The 16,573-nt window shown below is 59.8% G+C and carries 19 protein-coding genes, 1 tRNA gene and 1 pseudogene; 1 reads left to right on the top strand and 20 read right to left on the bottom strand.

The features are described from left to right. Positions 1-122: 122 nt before the first annotated feature. From B0O95_RS09940 to B0O95_RS09975, 8 genes are all read right to left on the bottom strand, one after another. Positions 123-2,066, bottom strand: coding sequence for a hypothetical protein (locus tag B0O95_RS09940; RefSeq protein WP_146064047.1), 1,944 nt, complete (start codon positions 2,064-2,066; stop codon positions 123-125). A gap of 881 nt (positions 2,067-2,947) precedes the next feature. After that, positions 2,948-3,023 (bottom strand) — tRNA-Thr (locus B0O95_RS09945). 43 nt (positions 3,024-3,066) lie between these two features. Further along, positions 3,067-3,645, bottom strand: a complete 579-nt coding sequence (locus B0O95_RS09950) for a ClpXP protease specificity-enhancing factor (protein WP_104077778.1) — start codon at positions 3,643-3,645, stop codon at positions 3,067-3,069. 91 nt (positions 3,646-3,736) lie between these two features. Continuing rightward, positions 3,737-4,348 (bottom strand): glutathione S-transferase N-terminal domain-containing protein, encoded by a 612-nt coding sequence (locus tag B0O95_RS09955; RefSeq protein WP_041753298.1) that lies wholly within the window; start codon positions 4,346-4,348, stop codon positions 3,737-3,739. A gap of 94 nt (positions 4,349-4,442) precedes the next feature. After that, positions 4,443-5,192 carry a cytochrome c1 gene (locus B0O95_RS09960; RefSeq protein WP_104077779.1) on the bottom strand — a complete coding sequence of 250 codons (750 nt, stop codon included), beginning with the start codon at positions 5,190-5,192 and terminating at the stop codon, positions 4,443-4,445. A gap of 32 nt (positions 5,193-5,224) precedes the next feature. After that, positions 5,225-6,610, bottom strand: a complete 1,386-nt coding sequence (locus B0O95_RS09965) for a cytochrome b (RefSeq protein WP_104077780.1) — start codon at positions 6,608-6,610, stop codon at positions 5,225-5,227. Next, entirely contained in the window at positions 6,611-7,231 is a 621-nt protein-coding gene (gene petA / locus B0O95_RS09970) for a ubiquinol-cytochrome c reductase iron-sulfur subunit (RefSeq protein WP_104077781.1), read from the bottom strand. 423 nt (positions 7,232-7,654) lie between these two features. Further along, positions 7,655-8,401, bottom strand: coding sequence for a Nif3-like dinuclear metal center hexameric protein (locus B0O95_RS09975; RefSeq protein WP_104077782.1), 747 nt, complete (start codon positions 8,399-8,401; stop codon positions 7,655-7,657). Positions 8,402-8,420: 19 nt separating this feature from the next. On the opposite strand from B0O95_RS09975, the gene B0O95_RS09980 reads away from it, so the two are divergent. Then, a complete protein-coding gene (locus tag B0O95_RS09980) occupies positions 8,421-9,620 on the top strand; it encodes a Do family serine endopeptidase (RefSeq protein ID WP_104077783.1) in 1,200 nt (399 codons plus the stop codon). A gap of 57 nt (positions 9,621-9,677) precedes the next feature. Here B0O95_RS09980 and tatC read toward each other — a convergent pair whose 3' ends face one another. The 12 genes and pseudogenes from tatC to hisB form a co-directional block, all read right to left on the bottom strand. Next, positions 9,678-10,460 carry a twin-arginine translocase subunit TatC gene (tatC, locus tag B0O95_RS09985; RefSeq protein WP_104077784.1) on the bottom strand — a complete coding sequence of 261 codons (783 nt, stop codon included), beginning with the start codon at positions 10,458-10,460 and terminating at the stop codon, positions 9,678-9,680. Positions 10,461-10,504: 44 nt separating this feature from the next. Next, positions 10,505-11,032 carry a Sec-independent protein translocase protein TatB gene (tatB, locus tag B0O95_RS09990; protein WP_104077785.1) on the bottom strand — a complete coding sequence of 176 codons (528 nt, stop codon included), beginning with the start codon at positions 11,030-11,032 and terminating at the stop codon, positions 10,505-10,507. 33 nt (positions 11,033-11,065) lie between these two features. Beyond that, positions 11,066-11,299, bottom strand: coding sequence for a Sec-independent protein translocase subunit TatA (gene tatA / locus B0O95_RS09995; protein WP_104077786.1), 234 nt, complete (start codon positions 11,297-11,299; stop codon positions 11,066-11,068). Between the two features lie 33 nt (positions 11,300-11,332). After that, entirely contained in the window at positions 11,333-11,695 is a 363-nt protein-coding gene (locus B0O95_RS10000; RefSeq protein ID WP_076785583.1) for a histidine triad nucleotide-binding protein, read from the bottom strand. Between the two features lie 24 nt (positions 11,696-11,719). Further along, positions 11,720-12,127 (bottom strand): DUF4870 family protein, encoded by a 408-nt coding sequence (locus tag B0O95_RS10005; RefSeq protein WP_104077848.1) that lies wholly within the window; start codon positions 12,125-12,127, stop codon positions 11,720-11,722. 29 nt (positions 12,128-12,156) lie between these two features. Further along, positions 12,157-12,561 (bottom strand): phosphoribosyl-ATP diphosphatase, encoded by a 405-nt coding sequence (locus B0O95_RS10010; RefSeq protein ID WP_104077787.1) that lies wholly within the window; start codon positions 12,559-12,561, stop codon positions 12,157-12,159. 17 nt (positions 12,562-12,578) lie between these two features. After that, positions 12,579-12,980, bottom strand: coding sequence for a phosphoribosyl-AMP cyclohydrolase (gene hisI, locus B0O95_RS10015; protein ID WP_104077788.1), 402 nt, complete (start codon positions 12,978-12,980; stop codon positions 12,579-12,581). Further along, complete coding sequence (gene hisF, locus B0O95_RS10020; protein ID WP_104077789.1) at positions 12,980-13,753, bottom strand: imidazole glycerol phosphate synthase subunit HisF; 774 nt, start codon at positions 13,751-13,753, stop codon at positions 12,980-12,982. The genes hisI and hisF overlap by 1 nt, the downstream gene beginning before the upstream one ends. An 84-nt stretch (positions 13,754-13,837) precedes the next feature. Further along, positions 13,838-14,587, bottom strand: a complete 750-nt coding sequence (hisA, locus tag B0O95_RS10025; RefSeq protein WP_104077790.1) for a 1-(5-phosphoribosyl)-5-[(5-phosphoribosylamino)methylideneamino]imidazole-4-carboxamide isomerase — start codon at positions 14,585-14,587, stop codon at positions 13,838-13,840. 242 nt (positions 14,588-14,829) lie between these two features. Beyond that, positions 14,830-15,471, bottom strand: coding sequence for an imidazole glycerol phosphate synthase subunit HisH (gene hisH, locus B0O95_RS10030; protein WP_104077791.1), 642 nt, complete (start codon positions 15,469-15,471; stop codon positions 14,830-14,832). Positions 15,472-15,578: 107 nt separating this feature from the next. Next, positions 15,579-15,936 (bottom strand): annotated as a pseudogene (locus tag B0O95_RS10035) (MarC family protein); the annotation flags it as partial. A 6-nt stretch (positions 15,937-15,942) separates the two neighbouring features. Then, complete coding sequence (gene hisB, locus B0O95_RS10040; protein WP_104077792.1) at positions 15,943-16,530, bottom strand: imidazoleglycerol-phosphate dehydratase HisB; 588 nt, start codon at positions 16,528-16,530, stop codon at positions 15,943-15,945. Positions 16,531-16,573: the final 43 nt, after the last annotated feature.

Here is a 16,573-nt window from a genome sequence, read left to right on the forward strand (position 1 = left end):
GACAGCCAAGCCCGCACTGCGTCCAAATCATCGCAAGCGGACAGCTGCGCGGTCTCGAGCGCACCGCAACGTGCCATTGCGGCTCTAGGACTGCCCGTTATAAGCCGAGGCTGGTGACGAACTTATTGTGGCCTATGGTAGGGGGGGTAGTTTTCGGGACGCATTTGGCACGCATTACCCCTCGTCTCCAACTCGAGCCGCTGCTGCCTAGGCCGCTCCAAATTAGGGTTGCGTAACCACGGTATATGCGCGAGTAGCGTTGCATGACTGGACGCAGTGAAGCCGCTGCGTTTTGAAAAATCCGTGATTTCGTTGACGGCATCTTGCCATTTCTGGTCGCTCATTGCGGTTGTCACGCCCTCTTGTCTTGCCTGGCTCAGCACCTCCAATATTTCCGTTGCAAGATAGCCGCGAAACAGCCGTAGCGTACGTTGCCACACTTGTTTTGAATGCACGTCGTTCAGCTGGGAACTATATCGCAATAGACCGAGTGCGACCTGAAGACGCCCTGTGGATCCCATGGCCGCAAATAATAATGGCATATGCGTGAACATCATTGCACGAGTGGACTCAGTGACGCGGTTGCGGTCCACAAAAGCCAAAATTTCATTGACGGCATCGTGCCGTTTTCCGCCATGCATTGAGAACTCTATGGCGGACACGAGCCTTGAACCACTAAATAACTCCAATAATTCCGCTTCACTGCTGCCGTCAAGCAGCTGCAACGCACGCTGCCATACCTGCCTTGAGAGTACGTCGTTCAGCTGGGGACTACATCTCAGCAAACCGAGGGCGGCCTGCACGCGCTGCGCGGGCAGCACGCGCAATAGCGCAGGTTCCAGTAATTGAAGTTCGTGCGCGTGTTGCTCGGGTGGCAATCCAGTTAACCCCACTGGAAGACGGTGTAGCGCCATTCCCAACTGCTCGTCCGAAAGCGATAATGCTAGTTGTCGCATTTCTGCATAGCGCACGGCACGCTCTGCTTCGGGCAAATCCTGTGTAGCAGCGGCCAACGCGCCGACCGATGCGCCTTGCTGAGAGGGAGGCAGCGATCGTGTTTGCTGTAGCAAGGCCATATAGGCCGAGAGAATATTGCTTTCTCTACGTCTTAGAGTATTGATTTGGTTAAGTCTTGCTTGGTTAACCATTGCTGCCAAGTGCGCGTCACGCTCTGCTTCGGACAAATCCCGTGTAGCAGCGGCCAATGTGTCGACCGATGCGCCTTGCTGAGAAGCAATCTGCTGGTGTACCTGCTGCTGTGCCAAGGCCAAAGAGGCCAAGTCGGGGGCCTCCTCTCTGCTAAGTGTCAGTCGATCAGCCAATGGGGGGATCAGCTTAGCTTGTTCAGACGGGTCTAGGTGCGCAAGCCGGTTGAGCAACGCCTGATACCTTTCACGCTGAGGTGCTCGTAAGTTAAAACGTTGATAGTCCACCTCCCCAAGCAATTCGGCCAGCTCGGGCCAGAAATTCTCTTGGTCAGGTCGACGTCTTTCGGCCATTGCATAGGCAAAATCGAATATTCTTTGCGGGCATGTGTAACTGCGCTGTGATAATAGCAACCTTTTTTGTATTCGAAAGCCTTGTTCCGGGACACGCTCGGCCGCCGTGAACAGTCGTTCGAATGCTTCGACTCGCTGCTGCGGGGGTAAATACAGAAATCGTGTAGAGAGCGCTAGGAGGGGTTCGGCCCGCAGGCTCGGTGCAGCCTGGATACGCTCGATGTCATCAATCAGCTGTTGCCACGACGCGAGATCACGGACATTGCCCGCTTGCTTGGCGCAGTGCGCGGCCCATTGCTTTTCCTCCATTAGGTGATAAGTGCGCTTGTCCAGTAGTGAAAATGCAGGAATATCATTAGCCGGCAAATGATCCGCAATAGTCAAAATTACTTTATCCGGCAGCGCAGTGTGAGTTTTCGGCTTTTTTAGCGATGTGTCGGGTACCGGGCTCGCCGATCGCTTCACACCCGTGGGCGGTGCAGCCGTAGCCTGTGGGCGGGCTTGTTCATCGCTCGCGTAAATGGCGGCTTGCGTGTTGTTCAAAGTGGCGTTTAAATCAAAGTCCATCGGCAAGCTTAGCAAGAAGTGAGAAGAGCGCAGCGCGAAGCGATACTGCACGCACAATAGTCTAATGTCGCACGGCCACCCGGGCAGATGAGAATAGGATTACGCCGACTTTGTAACACATGGGTGAACGGTTTTTTTTAACCATTGCTGATAATGCATGTACAAAGTCGGTCATCCTGGCTTTGGCTCGTCAACCCGATAGGGCAAAAATTTGCCCGCCAAAACTCGCTGCACGGCTGTGTTGAAGTCAAAAGCGGCCTATCCTTTGGCTATTGCCACGGTATTGGAATCTTCTACTCGTTAGGCGCGCTCTTGTTATCTGGAAAAGGACAACGCTAAACGCCAAGCGGCGCATGCGCATCCAGGTGCGACAAAACAAACAACATCATCGAACAAGTCCACCCCTTCAACGCGCTAAATACACAAAGGCGTTTCCCAGACAGCTGCGACACAATTTTGTTTGCAAACGATGTGTGTAAATACGCCTGGTTGTAGCTCAGATAACAAAAGTTTCTTTGTCACGCTTGGCGCTGTCGCGCTCATTGTCGGCTGATACGGCCTTGCTTCGCCCGGTAGTCAAGCTTGGCAAGTGTGCGTCAACCTTTTCCATTCGTCTCGCTCTTATCCAATCGCCAATCGACCGGTGACAGGGGCACTATCAGCATGGTCAGCCGCCTTCCGTCGGCTGGGATGGTAACCGGCGGCGGCTTCTGTTGCGGCGGTCATGCAGCACCGATCGGCGTGAAGTACTTAACTGCCAATTGGCCCTTCGGAGCGCGCTACGCGGCCTCCATCTTGTCAGCAAAAGCAATTTTGTAGAACAAAGCGGGTTTTGTAGAACAAAAAAAGCGGGCCCCATTCACTGGGACCCGCGTCAGTATTGGTGCCGGCTGCAGGACTCGAACCCGCCACCTGATGATTACAAATCAACTGCTCTACCAGATGAGCTAAGCCGGCGTAGCAGAATAGTATACTACAGCCGCTGGTCTGCGGCAAAAGATCATTTGATCACTTTCAGATGCTTGCGACTACTGTCCTTCCGACCCTCGCCCGCGGCCTCGCCGGCATCGGGCCCTTGCACAATCGGACCCTCTGCGTGCTGCCCGCGCTGCACGTCACGGCCGACCGTGGCCGGCCCGCTCTGTCCCGCCTGCTGCAACACGCGCTCACGCAGCACGCGTTGCTTCTCCTTCGGCGTCATATCGTAGAATTCATCTGCCGCGAGCGCCTCGAATTCCGGCGCGCCTTCAACCGGCTCCTGCGGAACCCCCTCGACCGGGAACGCCATTCCCTGCCCGTTCTCGCGCGCATAAATCGCCAAAATGTTGCTCACCGGCACCTCGATCTTGTGCGATTTGCCGGAGAAGCGCGCGAGGAATTCGATCACGTCGTTGCCCATTTGCAACTGACTGGTCGCATCGAAGCTGATGTTAAGCACGATTTCGCCGTCACGCACGAACTGCCGGGGTACGCGCGTGCGGTTGTCAACCTTCGCCGCGATATGCGGCGTAAATCCATTGTCCGTGCACCACTCATAGAGCGCGCGCAACAAATAGGGCTTAGTGGAAATCTCTTGCATTATTGTTCCTTGAACTGCCGACGCGTCGCGCCCGACACACGGGCGCCACACCGGCAAGCAGTTACGGCTGGGGACGCAAGCCCGCCGCCGCTTAACGACGCATCACCTTCTCGGATGGCGTCAACGCCTCGATATAGGCAGGCCGGCTAAAAATGCGTTCCGCATATTTCATCAGCGGCGCTGCATTCTTGGACAGTTCGATGCCGTAGTGGTCCAGGCGCCACAACAGCGGCGCGATCGCGACGTCGAGCATCGAGAACTCTTCGCCCAGCATGTACTTGTTCTTGACGAAAATCGGTGCCAGTTGCGTCAACCGGTCTCGAATCGCCGCGCGCGCGCGCTCGTGCGCTTTCTCGGCTGTCTTGCCCTTCTCATTCTCGAGCGTGCCAACGTGCACGAACAGCTCTTTCTCAAAATTGAGCAGGAACAGCCGTGCACGGGCACGCTGGACCGGATCGGCAGGCATCAATTGCGGATGGGGGAAACGTTCGTCGATATACTCGTTGATGATGTTCGACTCGTACAGGATCAGGTCGCGCTCCACGAGGATCGGCACCTGCCCGTACGGGTTCATCACCGAGATGTCCTCCGGTTTGTTGAACAGGTCAACATCGCGGATCTCAAAGTCCATGCCCTTTTCGAACAACACCAACCGGCAACGCTGGGAGAATGGACAAGTGGTGCCGGAATACAAAACCATCATTTTTACTTTCCTCAAAAAACCGAAGGGCCAGTGCTGAGAAGACCGCCCCATGCCGGTCTTCTTCGCTGCCAGCCCCACACCGCTAACGGCGTGTTTACTTGATATCTTTCCAGTACGCGGCGTTGAGTCTCCACGCGCACAGGGTCAGCACGCCGAGAAACAGCAGTACCCACACGCCTATGCGCTCGCGCGTCTTGCGTGTCGGCTCTGACATCCAGGCAAGGTAGGAGACAAGGTCGGCGACAGACGAATCATAGTCTATCGGCGCAAGCGTCCCGTTGGTCACCTGGGTAAAGCCGTCGAACTGGTGTGTCACCTCACCGTCCTCACCTTTATGTTCAATGAATTTCGCGTCGCGCACGCCCTGCAGTTGCCACAGTACATGGGGCATTCCGACATTCGGGAACGCGAGGTTGTTCCACCCGGTCGGCCGCGTTGGGTCGCGATAAAACGTGCGCAAGTACGTGTACAGCCAGTCCACGCCTCGCGCGCGCGCCTCGAGCGACAAGTCTGGCGGCGCGACGCCAAACCACTCCTGCGCATCGGCCGGGCGCATCGCAACGGTCATCGTGTCACCAATTTTGCCGCCGCTAAATAACAGGTTGTCCTCGATTGCCTTCTGCGAAATGCCGATCGACTGCAGCTTGCTATAGCGCAGCATGCTCGCGCTGTGGCAGTTCAGACAGTAGTTCACAAACAACTGCGCGCCATGTTGCAGCGACGCGAGATTGTTGGTGCGGTCCGGCGCGCGATCGAGGACGATATCCTCCTCGGCATGGGCCACGCCCAACGTGGCAGCCAGCGCTGCTGTCAGCAGCGCAAGTATCGAAAGCCATTTCTTCATCGGTATTCTCCGTTCACGTCCGATTCCCGCGTTCAATGCGGCTTGAAGGTCACGCGCTCGGGCGGCTGCTTGAATGTGCCCAGGCGAGTCCAGAACGGCATCCCGAGGAAGAATGCGAAATACACTAGCGTGCAAGCCTGCGCGATCACGGTCGCGGCCGGGGATGGAGGCCGCGTGCCGAGAAAGGCCAGTGTCAGGAAGACGACGATGAAGATCCCATAGAAGAATCGATGAAAGTCCGGACGATAGCGGATGGATTTGACCGGGCTGCGATCGAGCCACGGCAGGAAAAACAGCGTGAGAACGGCTCCGCCCATGACGATGACGCCCCAGAACTTGGCCTGGGTGCTGACCATCGCGAGGATCACGAGCGCGGCAACCATGACCGAGCCAATCTTCTTCATCCCCCCGCGGGCCTTGATCAATCCGAGCACGCCGAGCAACCCGGCCACGATCATCAACACGATCTTGAAGTCGTCCGTCGTCGCACGCAGCATCGCGTAGAACGCGGTGAAGTACCAGACCGGCGCAATTTCGGTCGGCGTCTTGAGTGGGTCGGACGGCACGAAGTTGTTCGCCTCGAGGAAATAGCCGCCCATCTCGGGTGCGAAGAAAATGATCGCGCAGAACACGAGCAGAAAGACGCAGACGCCAAAAAAGTCGTGCACCGAGTAGTACGGATGGAACGGGATGCCATCCAGCGGAATGCCGTTTGCATTTTTCTTGGCCTTGATCTCGATACCGTCGGGGTTGTTCGAGCCGACTTCGTGCAGCGCGATGATGTGAACAACGACCAGACCGATCAGCACCAGCGGAATCGCGATCACGTGAAACGCAAAAAAGCGGTTCAACGTGACATCCGATACGACGTAGTCGCCACGGATCCACAGCGACAGGTCCGGACCGATGAACGGAATCGCGGAGAACAAGTTCACGATGACCTGCGCGCCCCAGAACGACATCTGGCCCCACGGCAACAAATAGCCGAAGAACGCTTCGGCCATCAGGCACAGGAAGATCAGGCAGCCGAAGATCCACACCAGTTCGCGCGGCTTGCGATAGGAACCGTACAGCAGCCCCCGGAACATGTGCAGATAGACGACGACGAAAAACATCGATGCGCCAGTCGAATGCATGTACCGGATCAGCCAGCCCCACGGCACTTCGCGCATGATGTACTCGACCGACGCAAACGCCAGCTGCGCGTCGGGCTTGTAGTTCATCACTAGGAAGATGCCGGTGACGATCTGGATCACCAGCACGAGCAGGGCCAGTGAGCCGAAGAAATACCAGAAGTTGAAGTTTTTTGGCGCGTAGTACTCGGATACGTGCGCCTTCCAGGTGGAACTCAGCGGAAAGCGGCGATCGATCCAGCCAAGCAGGCCCGCGCCTTCATCAGGATTGTCCGTCGTCGCCATTTACGCCTCTCCCTTCTCGTCCTGGCCAATCACGAGCTGCGTGGCCGTCTTGAACATGAACGGCGGTACATCGAGGTTTTGCGGTGCGGGCTTGTTCTTGAACACGCGGCCGGCCAAGTCAAAGGTCGAGCCATGGCACGGACACAGCCAACCGCCCGGCCAATGGGCCGGCAGGTTCGGCTGGGGACCCGGCGAAAAGCGCGGGCTCGGCGAGCAGCCCAGGTGTGTGCAGATGCCCACAAGCACGAGGATGTTCTTGTGCTCGGGACGGGAGCGGTATTCGTTCTGGCAATACTCGGGGAGCGGGATCGAAAACGGATTTTGGGTGTGCGGATCGGCGACCTCGCCATCGGCCTTGATGACCTCGGCCAGCATCTGCTCGGTACGATTGATGATCCACACAGGCTTGCCGCGCCATGCAACGGTCATCATCTCGCCGGGCTTCAGAGCACTGATGTCCACTTCGACCGGCGCACCTGCGGCCTTGGCCTTTTCGGACGGTGCCAGCGATGCAGCAAACGGCACCAGGCTTGTCATGCCCCCCACTCCACCTGCTACTGACGTCGCTATCAGCCAGGTACGGCGGCTGCCATCGACGCGATTGTCTTCCTTGTCTCGCATCACACGCCCCACTTCTTGGTTGGACTCCAGCTTCCTTCGGCTACCCACTTGTAGTGTGCGGGAATGCAGCCGCCATTTACAAGCCTTGGTTACAGCCTGCCGCGTAAAGGCTTGCTGCGCAAGGGTTTGGCGACACCGATTCGTACAGCACAGCATCTAAAATTAAGCAAATACTTAACAAGAACCGCGAAATCGACGTCGCGCGGGATCCGCGGGCGCTGCGACTGACGCACGCGCTCCGTGGTAGGCCCGACCCGGCGGTGCGATGTGCCAGATGCGGCGGCGTGATGTGCGGGATGCGGCGGCGCATGCCCCCTGGCACGGCACGGGTGCGGGTGCGGGTGCGGGTGCGGCGATATGCCGCATCAGTCGTTCCTCGCCGACACATGTGAGTTTGTCGGCGCAGATATCGACGCAGCCCAGCTAGACCGGATTATCGATGTCGATAAACAGGTGTTCCAAGCCGAATGTGTCGGCCAAGTGGGCCCCGATGGCCTGCACGCCGTAACGTTCGGTCGCATGGTGGCCGGCCGACACATACGCCACGCCAGACTCCGCCGCCAAGTGGGTGGTGGGCTCGGATACTTCGCCGCTTAGGTAGACCTCGGCACCGGCCCGGATTGCATCGTCGAAGTAGCCTTGCGCGGCGCCGGTGCACCACGCAACACGGCGCAACTTGCGATCGGGATCGCCGAGCACGAGCGGCGCGCGTCCAAGCGTATTGCCGACCTGCGCGGCCAGATGCGACAGCGACGTGGGCATCGGCAGCGTGGCGATGAAGCCGAGATCGTTGTCACCGAACCGTGCGTCGGCCAGCCAGCCCATCCGCGCACCGAGTTGCGCGTTGTTGCCCAATTCCGCGTGAGCATCCAGCGGCAGATGGTAGGCCAACAGGTTGATGTCATTCTGGATCAGAAGGCGCAATCGCCGATACTTTTGGCCCGTGATTTGCGGCGTTTCGTTCTTCCAAAAATACCCGTGATGTACGAGCACCGCGTCAGCTTTCCAGTCGATCGCCGCCTCGAGCAACGCCGCGCAAGCGGTCACGCCGGTGACCACCCTCTCGATCCGGCGACGGCCCTCGACTTGCAAGCCGTTGGGGCAATAGTCTCGGAACCGCGACGTTTCGAGCAACCCGTTCAAGTACAATTCAAGCTCATTTCGATCCATGCAAGCCCCATAAGTTCAAATGCTTAGACGCTTTTGGCTGTTCTTTGCGCAGGCGGTGACGGTACTGCTCGCGTTGATGTTCATCGTCGCGACGCTAAAGCCGCACTGGCTGCAGCGCCAAGGTAACCTCGGGCAACAGCTGGCGTCCCCGATCGTCGCGCTGCAGGAGGTCGCCCCGGGCATTGCGGGCCGCGGCCTGGTCACGTCATATGCAGACGCCGCCCAGCGCGCGATGCCAGCGGTGGTGAACGTATTTTCCAGCAAGGACGGCGCTCAGATGCCGGATCCGCGCGCCAACGACCCGCTGTTCCGCTATTTCTTCGGCGATCGCAATTACGAGCGCAAACGCCAGGAGCCCGCGTCCAACCTCGGCTCCGGCGTCATTGTGAGCTCGGAGGGCTACATTCTAACGAACCAGCACGTGGTGGACGGCGCCGACGAGATTGAGGTCGCGTTGGCCGACGGGCGCACGGCGAACGCGAAAATGATCGGCGTAGACCCGGAAACGGATCTGGCGGTGCTCAAGATCAATCTACCCAACCTGCCGACGATCACGCTCGGACGGATGGAGAATGCGCGCGTGGGCGACGTCGTGTTGGCGATCGGCAATCCGTTCGGGGTCGGCCAAACGGTGACAATGGGCATTATCAGCGCGCTCGGACGCAATCACCTAGGGATCAACACGTTCGAAAACTTTATTCAGACCGATGCGCCGATCAACCCGGGCAATTCCGGCGGCGCACTGGTCGATGTGAACGGCAACTTGCTCGGCATCAATACCGCGATCTATTCGCGCAGCGGCGGCTCGCTGGGAATCGGCTTTGCCATTCCAGTGTCCACGGCACGCAGCGTGCTCGAGAGCATCATCACGACGGGCACGGTCACGCGCGGCTGGATCGGCGTCGAGCCTCAAGACGTGACACCGGAAATTGCAGAGTCATTTGGCCTGCAGCAGAAAACGGGCGCAATCGTGGCGGGCGTTCTGCGAGGCGGACCGGCGGACAAGGCCGGTATCAAGCCGGGCGATATCCTCGTGAAGGTCAACGATGAGGACATCACCGACACGACGAGCCTGCTCAACGTAATCGCGCTGATTAAGCCCGGCACGGTCGCGAAGGTGCACCTGTGGCGCAAGTCGCACGAAATGGACATCGACGTGACGATCGGCAAGCGCCCGCCGCCACCCAAGCAAGCGCTGGACAACGGCGACGACGATTAGTGACGGGCGCCGCCGCGCGGCGCTCAGCAGAAAGGAGCGCACGACCCGCCCGCGCCGCTATTTTGCCTCTTCGCTTCGGGGCTCGCTGTCCGGCTGCCCAGTGACCAGCAGCCGTGCCGCAATGATCCCGAGTTCGTATAGCACGACCAGCGGCACCGCGAGAATGAGTTGGGAGAAAACGTCGGGCGGCGTCACGATGGCGGCGACCACGAACGCGCCGACGATCACGTACGGACGCACTTCTTTGAGCTTCTTCACCGTCACCAGATTCAGCTTCGCGAGCAACACGACGACGATCGGCACTTCAAACGTCACGCCGAACGCGATGAACATCGTCAACACAAAGCTCAGATAATTGTCGATATCCGTCGACATCTCGGCGCCGAGCGGCGCATTGTAGTGCGCCATCACGCGGAAGACAGTCGGAAAAACGACGAAATACGCGAACGCCATCCCGCACAGAAACAGCGCGTAGCTGCTCGAAACCAGGGGCACCACAAGCTTTTTCTCATGTTGGTACAGGCCCGGCGCAATAAACGCCCAGATCTGGTACAGCACCACCGGCAGCGCGATCACGAACGCGACCAGCATCGTCACCTTCATTGGCACGAAAAACGAGCCTGTGACGTCGGTGACGATCATCTTGCCGCCTTTGGGCAAGTTCACCATCAGCGGATGAGCCAGCAACCGGAAAATGTCCGGCGCCCAATAGACCAGCGACACGAATACCACCAGCACCGAGACGGAGGCGCGGATCACCCGCGTGCGCAACTCGATCAAATGCGAAATAAACGTTTCTTCGGTGTCTTGGTTCTGCGGATTTTGCGGAGCTTCGCTCACAGCGGCCTGGGACGGAGAAAAAGTGGACAGGAAACGGTACCGAATCACAGGAAACGGATCGGACGCCGCAGGTTAGGCGGCGTATGCCGCGCCACGCGGGCCGCGCCGGACTGTACACGGGTACGGCGTGCGGCGACCCGTTTGTACCACAGCGGCGTCGCCGTGCGCTTGACTCGCCAGTTTTTGCGCGACGAGGTCCGCCCCGCTCCACTGTACGAGTCGTGCCAAATCGAATTCGGCGTGCCGACGCCGACACCTTGCTCGGCGCTGTCCGTGCTCGGGCCGGTGCCGTCACGCCAAACATCAGTCAACTCGGTTTGCGCCTGCTGCACGTGCTCGTGAATCGAGGTTTGCATACCCCGCGCGGCATCCTCGAAGTCGGATTTCATCTTGCGCAACTCGTCCAACTCGATCTCGCGCATCACCTCCGCCTTGACGTCGTTCACATAGCGCTGGGCACGGCCGAACAATGCGCCCGCAGTGCGCGCCACACCGGGCAGCTTCTTCGGGCCGATCACGATCAGCGCCACGACGCCGATCAGCGCCATCTTGCTAAGGCCTAAGTCGAGCATGGCGGGGAACCAGTCAGCGCACGAGCTGCGCGCTCAACGCGCATCGCGCGAACCGGCCTTCTCCTTCGCGTCGACATCGATCGTATCGGAGCGTGGCAGTTCCTTGTGCGGGTCGGTGCTAGCCTCTTGCGCGTCGCGCATACCTTCCTTGAAGCCCTTGACCGCACCACCGAGGTCGCTGCCGATGTTGCGCAGCTTTTTCGTGCCGAACACCAACGCAACGATCAACAGCACGATCAACCAGTGCCAAATACTTAACGAACCCATAAAAACTCTCCGATTTCGAATGCGTGCGGTGTATCAACCCATCCTCAACCACGGCCGCGGGCCGGCCAGGATATGCGCGTGCAGGTGGTAGACTTCCTGCCCGCCGCCCGGCCCGGTGTTGATCACGGTCCGGAAACCGGTTTGCCCACCGGTGTATGCGCAACCCAATTGCTCGGCCAGGCGCGCGACTAGTATTGCCATTCTACCAAGCAGCGGTGCATCTTCTTCCGTGCAATGGGACAGTGTTTCGATATGTTTTCGAGGAATGACCAGCACGTGCACGGCAGCTGCCGGCCGCAGATCGTGGAACGCGACGAATTCGTCGTTCTCGAACACCTTTTTGCTCGGCAACTCGCCGCTGGCGATCTTGCAAAAGATACAGTCGGATTGCGTCATATCACGTTTCCAGTCAGCCCACCGTCATGCCGCCGCCCGCTGTCGCACCGGCAACGGCTTGTTGTCGTTCAGATACAGCCATCCCTTGATGATCCGGTAAAGTACCCAGACGCCGGCGGCGAACCAGATGGCGAAACCGATCACAATCACCATCGTGACGAAACCCACGCCGCCCCACACCAATCCCCACCAGAAGGTGCGAATCTGCCAATCGAAATGCGCGGCGTACGGCGTGTGGGCAACATCGTCACGCTTGACGTAATTGACGATGACAGCAATCAGGGCCGACACGCCGCCAGTGAACCACACCAACGCATAGAGCGCGTACAACAGATGGGTAAGCGTTCTGAGCGAGCGCAGCCGCTGTTCGTCCAGCGGCGCACGCTGGACCGTGCGCACCGCACGCTCGTTGCCATCTAACGGATCATTCATCGCGTCGCTCCGCAGCACTGCCGCATGCCTCAATCACCATCCTGTTCGCGCTCGCGCCGCTTGCGCAACGCCTTTTCCTCAATGCCCGATAGGCCCTCGCGGCGTTGCAGTTCGGCCAGCACGTCATTGGGCCCAACACCATAATGCGACAACATGATAAGACAATGGAACCACAGGTCGGCCACCTCGTTCACCAGCGTCGCGCTCGAGCCCTCGTGGCGCGCGTCCTTGGCCGCCATCACAACTTCGGTGGCCTCCTCGCCGATCTTTTTCAAAATCGCGTCGTCGCCCTTGTGGAACAGTCGCGCGACATAAGAGGCCTCGGGATCGCCCCCCTTGCGGCCGTCAATCGTCGCCGCCAGCCGCAGCAACACGTCGCGCGGGGTGTCGTTCACGTCCCGTGCACGCCTGGCGTCAGCCGTCCCGTGCAGCATAGGTTGAGTATGGTAGGTCATGAATAGATGCTTTCCGGATCCTTCAGGACGGAGGCGACCGATATCCAGCCGCCGTCGTCCACGGTGCCTTCGAATTTCTGAAAAAAACACGAATGCCGGCCGGTATGGCAGGCAATGCCAGATACCTGCTCGACCTTCAACAGCACGACATCCTCGTCGCAGTCCAGCCGCACTTCGCGCACGTGTTGCACATGGCCGGACGCCTCGCCCTTGAACCACAGCTTGTTGCGCGAGCGGGAAAAATAGACGGCACGCCCCAGCTCGATGGTCTTGGCCAATGCTTCGCGGTTCATCCACGCGAACATCAACACATCGTTGCTCGACGCTTCCTGCGCGATCACCGGCACCAGGCCGTTCGCGTCCCATTTCACCTTGTCCAGCCAGTCGTTGCCGTCCATTACTGCCTCACTGCAATGCCACGTTCGGCCATGAACCGCTTCACGTCGCCGACCGTGTATTCGCCATAGTGGAAAATGCTGGCAGCCAATACCGCGTCCGCGCGGCCATCAGTGACCCCGTCGGCCAGATGCTGCAGCGAGCCCACGCCGCCCGAGGCGATGACCGGCACCGACACCGCGTCCGATACCGCGCGCGTGAGCGCCAGATCGAATCCACTTTTGGTACCATCCCGGTCCATGCTGGTCAGCAAGATCTCGCCGGCTCCAAACTGCGCCATCCGACACGCCCATTGTACGGCGTCGAGCCCAGTCGCCTTGCGGCCGCCGTGCGTAAACACCTCCCAACGTGGCGCCTCATGCGAATCACCGACCTGCTTCGCGTCGATCGCAACGACGATGCACTGCGAACCGTAGCGCTCGCTTACGTCGCGGACGAACTGCGGATTGGCCACCGCGGTGGAATTTACACTGACTTTGTCGGCGCCTGCGTTGAGCAGCCGTCGTACGTCCTCGACGGTGCGCACGCCACCGCCGACCGTCAGCGGAATGAACACCCGCGCGGCGACCGACTCGATGATCGGCAGGATCAAGTCGCGCCCGTCGGACGTCGCGGTAATGTCCAGGAACGTGAGTTCGTCAGCCCCCTGCTCGTCGTAGCGCCGCGCGATCTCGACCGGATCGCCGGCGTCGCGCAGTTCGACGAAATTGACGCCCTTGACGACCCGTCCGGCGGTCACGTCAAGACACGGAATGATGCGTTTCGGTAAAGCCATGAAAGTAGGTGCTGAAAAGTGAAACGCGTGGGGCCAGCGCGACGGCGGCGCACGGGCAGCTGACCCGCGGCGCGCGCCGCAGCTTCAGGCGCTGGACTCGCGCAGCGAATCGGCAAGGTTCTGCGCAGCCGTGAAATCGAGTTCGCCGGAATAAATCGCGCGCCCACAAATCACACCCTCGATCCCGTCGTCCTCGACGGCGCACAGCGCGTCGATGTCGGCCAGATTCGACAGCCCACCGCTGGCGATCACCGGAATCTTGACCGCCTGCGCGAGACGCACGGTCGCTTCGATGTTGATTCCCTGCAACATACCGTCGCGGCCGATATCGGTATAGACGATCGCCTCGACGCCGTAATCCTCAAACTTGCGCGCCAAGTCGATCACCTCGTGCCCGGTCAGCTTGCTCCAGCCGTCCGTGGCCACTTTGCCGTCCTTCGCGTCCAGCCCGACGATGATATGGCCGCCGAATGCACTGCACGCATCCCGCAGGAATCCCGGGTTCTTCACCGCGGCCGTACCGATGATCACATACGACAGTCCATCGTCCAGGTACCGCTCGATCGTATTGAGGTCGCGAATCCCGCCACCGAGCTGCACCGGAATCTCATCACCGACCTCGGCGATGATCGAGCGAATCGCTTCTTCGTTCCTCGGCTTGCCGGCGAACGCGCCATTCAGGTCGACCAGATGAAGCCGACGCGCACCGTTATCCACCCAATGACGGGCCATGGCCGCCGGGTCCTCGGAAAAGACCGTCACCTGTTCCATATCGCCTTGCTTCAGGCGCACACATTGACCGTCCTTGAGGTCGATGGCCGGGATGAGCAACATAACTATCGCGTGTCAGTCTGGAGTGAAAAATTCATTGGGCTGCCACCACGTTGCGGTGTGACGGCAGGTCTTTGCTAGTTTAGTACAAGTTGTAAGGCGGCCCCGGCCGGCGCGCGACCCAGTGCCGAAGGCTGCGCGCCACCGAACACCGAACACCGGGCATCGGGCATCGGGCATCGGGCATCAGGCATCAGGCATCAGGCATCAGGCATCAGGCATCAGGCATCAGGCATCAGCAATCATCATGGATTCCACCGGACAAAATTGCGATACAGCCGCAACCCCGCTTCCGCGCTTTTTTCGGGATGGAACTGGGTGGCAAAAATGTTATCCCGTGCTACCGCGGACGTAAACGGCGCGCCGTACACCGTTTCCCCAACGGTGTCAGACGCGTCGTCGGGTACCACATAATAGCTGTGCACGAAATAGAAGAAGCTCTGGTCGGCGATGCCATCCCACAGCGGGTGGGGCCGGGTCTGCCGCACCCGGTTCCAGCCCATCTGCGGCACCTTGAAACGCGAGCCGTCGTCCTGCAGCTTGCCGTCCAGTTGAAAACGCATGCACTTGCCGCCCAGCACACCCAGGCCCTTCGTATCAGCCTCCTCACTCCAGTCGAACAGCATTTGCTCGCCCACACACACGCCCAGGACCGGCTTGGTGCGTGTCGCCTCCAGCACCGCGTCCTGCAGCCCCGAGGCGGCCAGCGACGCCATGCAATCGCGCATCGCCCCTTGACCGGGCAGCACCACGCGATGCGCGGCGCGTACCTTGTGCACGTCGCTGACCACTTGCACGTCGGCCTGTGGTGCGGCGCGCAACATCGCCTGCCAGACCGAGCGCAGGTTGCCCATTCCGTAGTCGACAATCGCTATCGAAGTTTTCATGCAGACCCGCTTCTGATACACATCCTTCCCAAAACCGCGCGGGGTGGTCGCACCACCCGCCCCGCGCGCTGTTCGCCTGCTACCTGAGTACCGGTAGCAGTATTTTCAATCAGTATCAGTTCGAGTAACTCGCACCAGTAGTGCGACTTGTTCGCATACACGATTACGGTACTGATCGTCCCCGGCCCCGTCAGCAGCGGAATCGCCAGCGGCACACGACGGCCACGCTGCTCTTCACCTCGGCCTCGTCGCGCTCCTCGGCGGGGTGCTGCGCGCGTTGCCCAAGCGACGCCGTCGAAATGCCGAAGAAAGAGATAATGCGCTCGCCGAGCGTGGCCGATACCGCGCGATCACGCAGACCACCGATATCGACGCAACGCGTATCGTGCGACGCTTCTCCGCCGCGCTTTGGTGCGCAGTTAGGCTCAAGCAAAATGGCACCGCACGGTTGAGCAACGGTGGCAACGTGTTCTACAGGCTGCCCTTGGTTGACGGGATCTGTCCGGCCGCGCGCTCATCGATCTCGGCGGCCATGCGCAGCGCCCGGCCGAACGCCTTGAACGCGGTCTCAACCTGGTGATGCGCATTCAAGCCGCGCAAGTTGTCGATATGCAGCGTGACGCCGGCATGATTGACGAAGCCGCGAAAAAACTCGATCGTTAGATCGACATCGAAGTTGCCGATCCGCGCGCGCGTGAACGGGATATGGAACTCCAGTCCCGGGCGTCCGGAAAAATCAATGACGACGCGGGACAATGCTTCGTCCAGCGGTACGTACGCGTGGCCGTAGCGGCGAATGCCCTTACGGTCGCCGAGCGCCTTGGCGACAGCCTGGCCCAGCGTAATGCCGGTGTCCTCGACCGTATGGTGGTCGTCTATGTGCCAGTCGCCGAGCGCGTTGACCTCGAGATCGATCAAGCCGTGGCGGGCAATTTGATCCAGCATGTGATCGAGAAACGGCACCCCGGTGTTCAGCTTCTGCTGGCCGGTGCCGTCCAGATTGACCTTGACCCGGATCTGCGTTTCGCTCGTGTTGCGCACGACTTCCGCAATACGCATGGATATTCCTGAAAATGGCGGAAAAAGTTAAACGGCGACTCGC

It is taken from the genome of Mycetohabitans endofungorum (assembly GCF_002927045.1).
Classification (GTDB): Bacteria; Pseudomonadota; Gammaproteobacteria; order Burkholderiales; family Burkholderiaceae; genus Mycetohabitans; species Mycetohabitans endofungorum.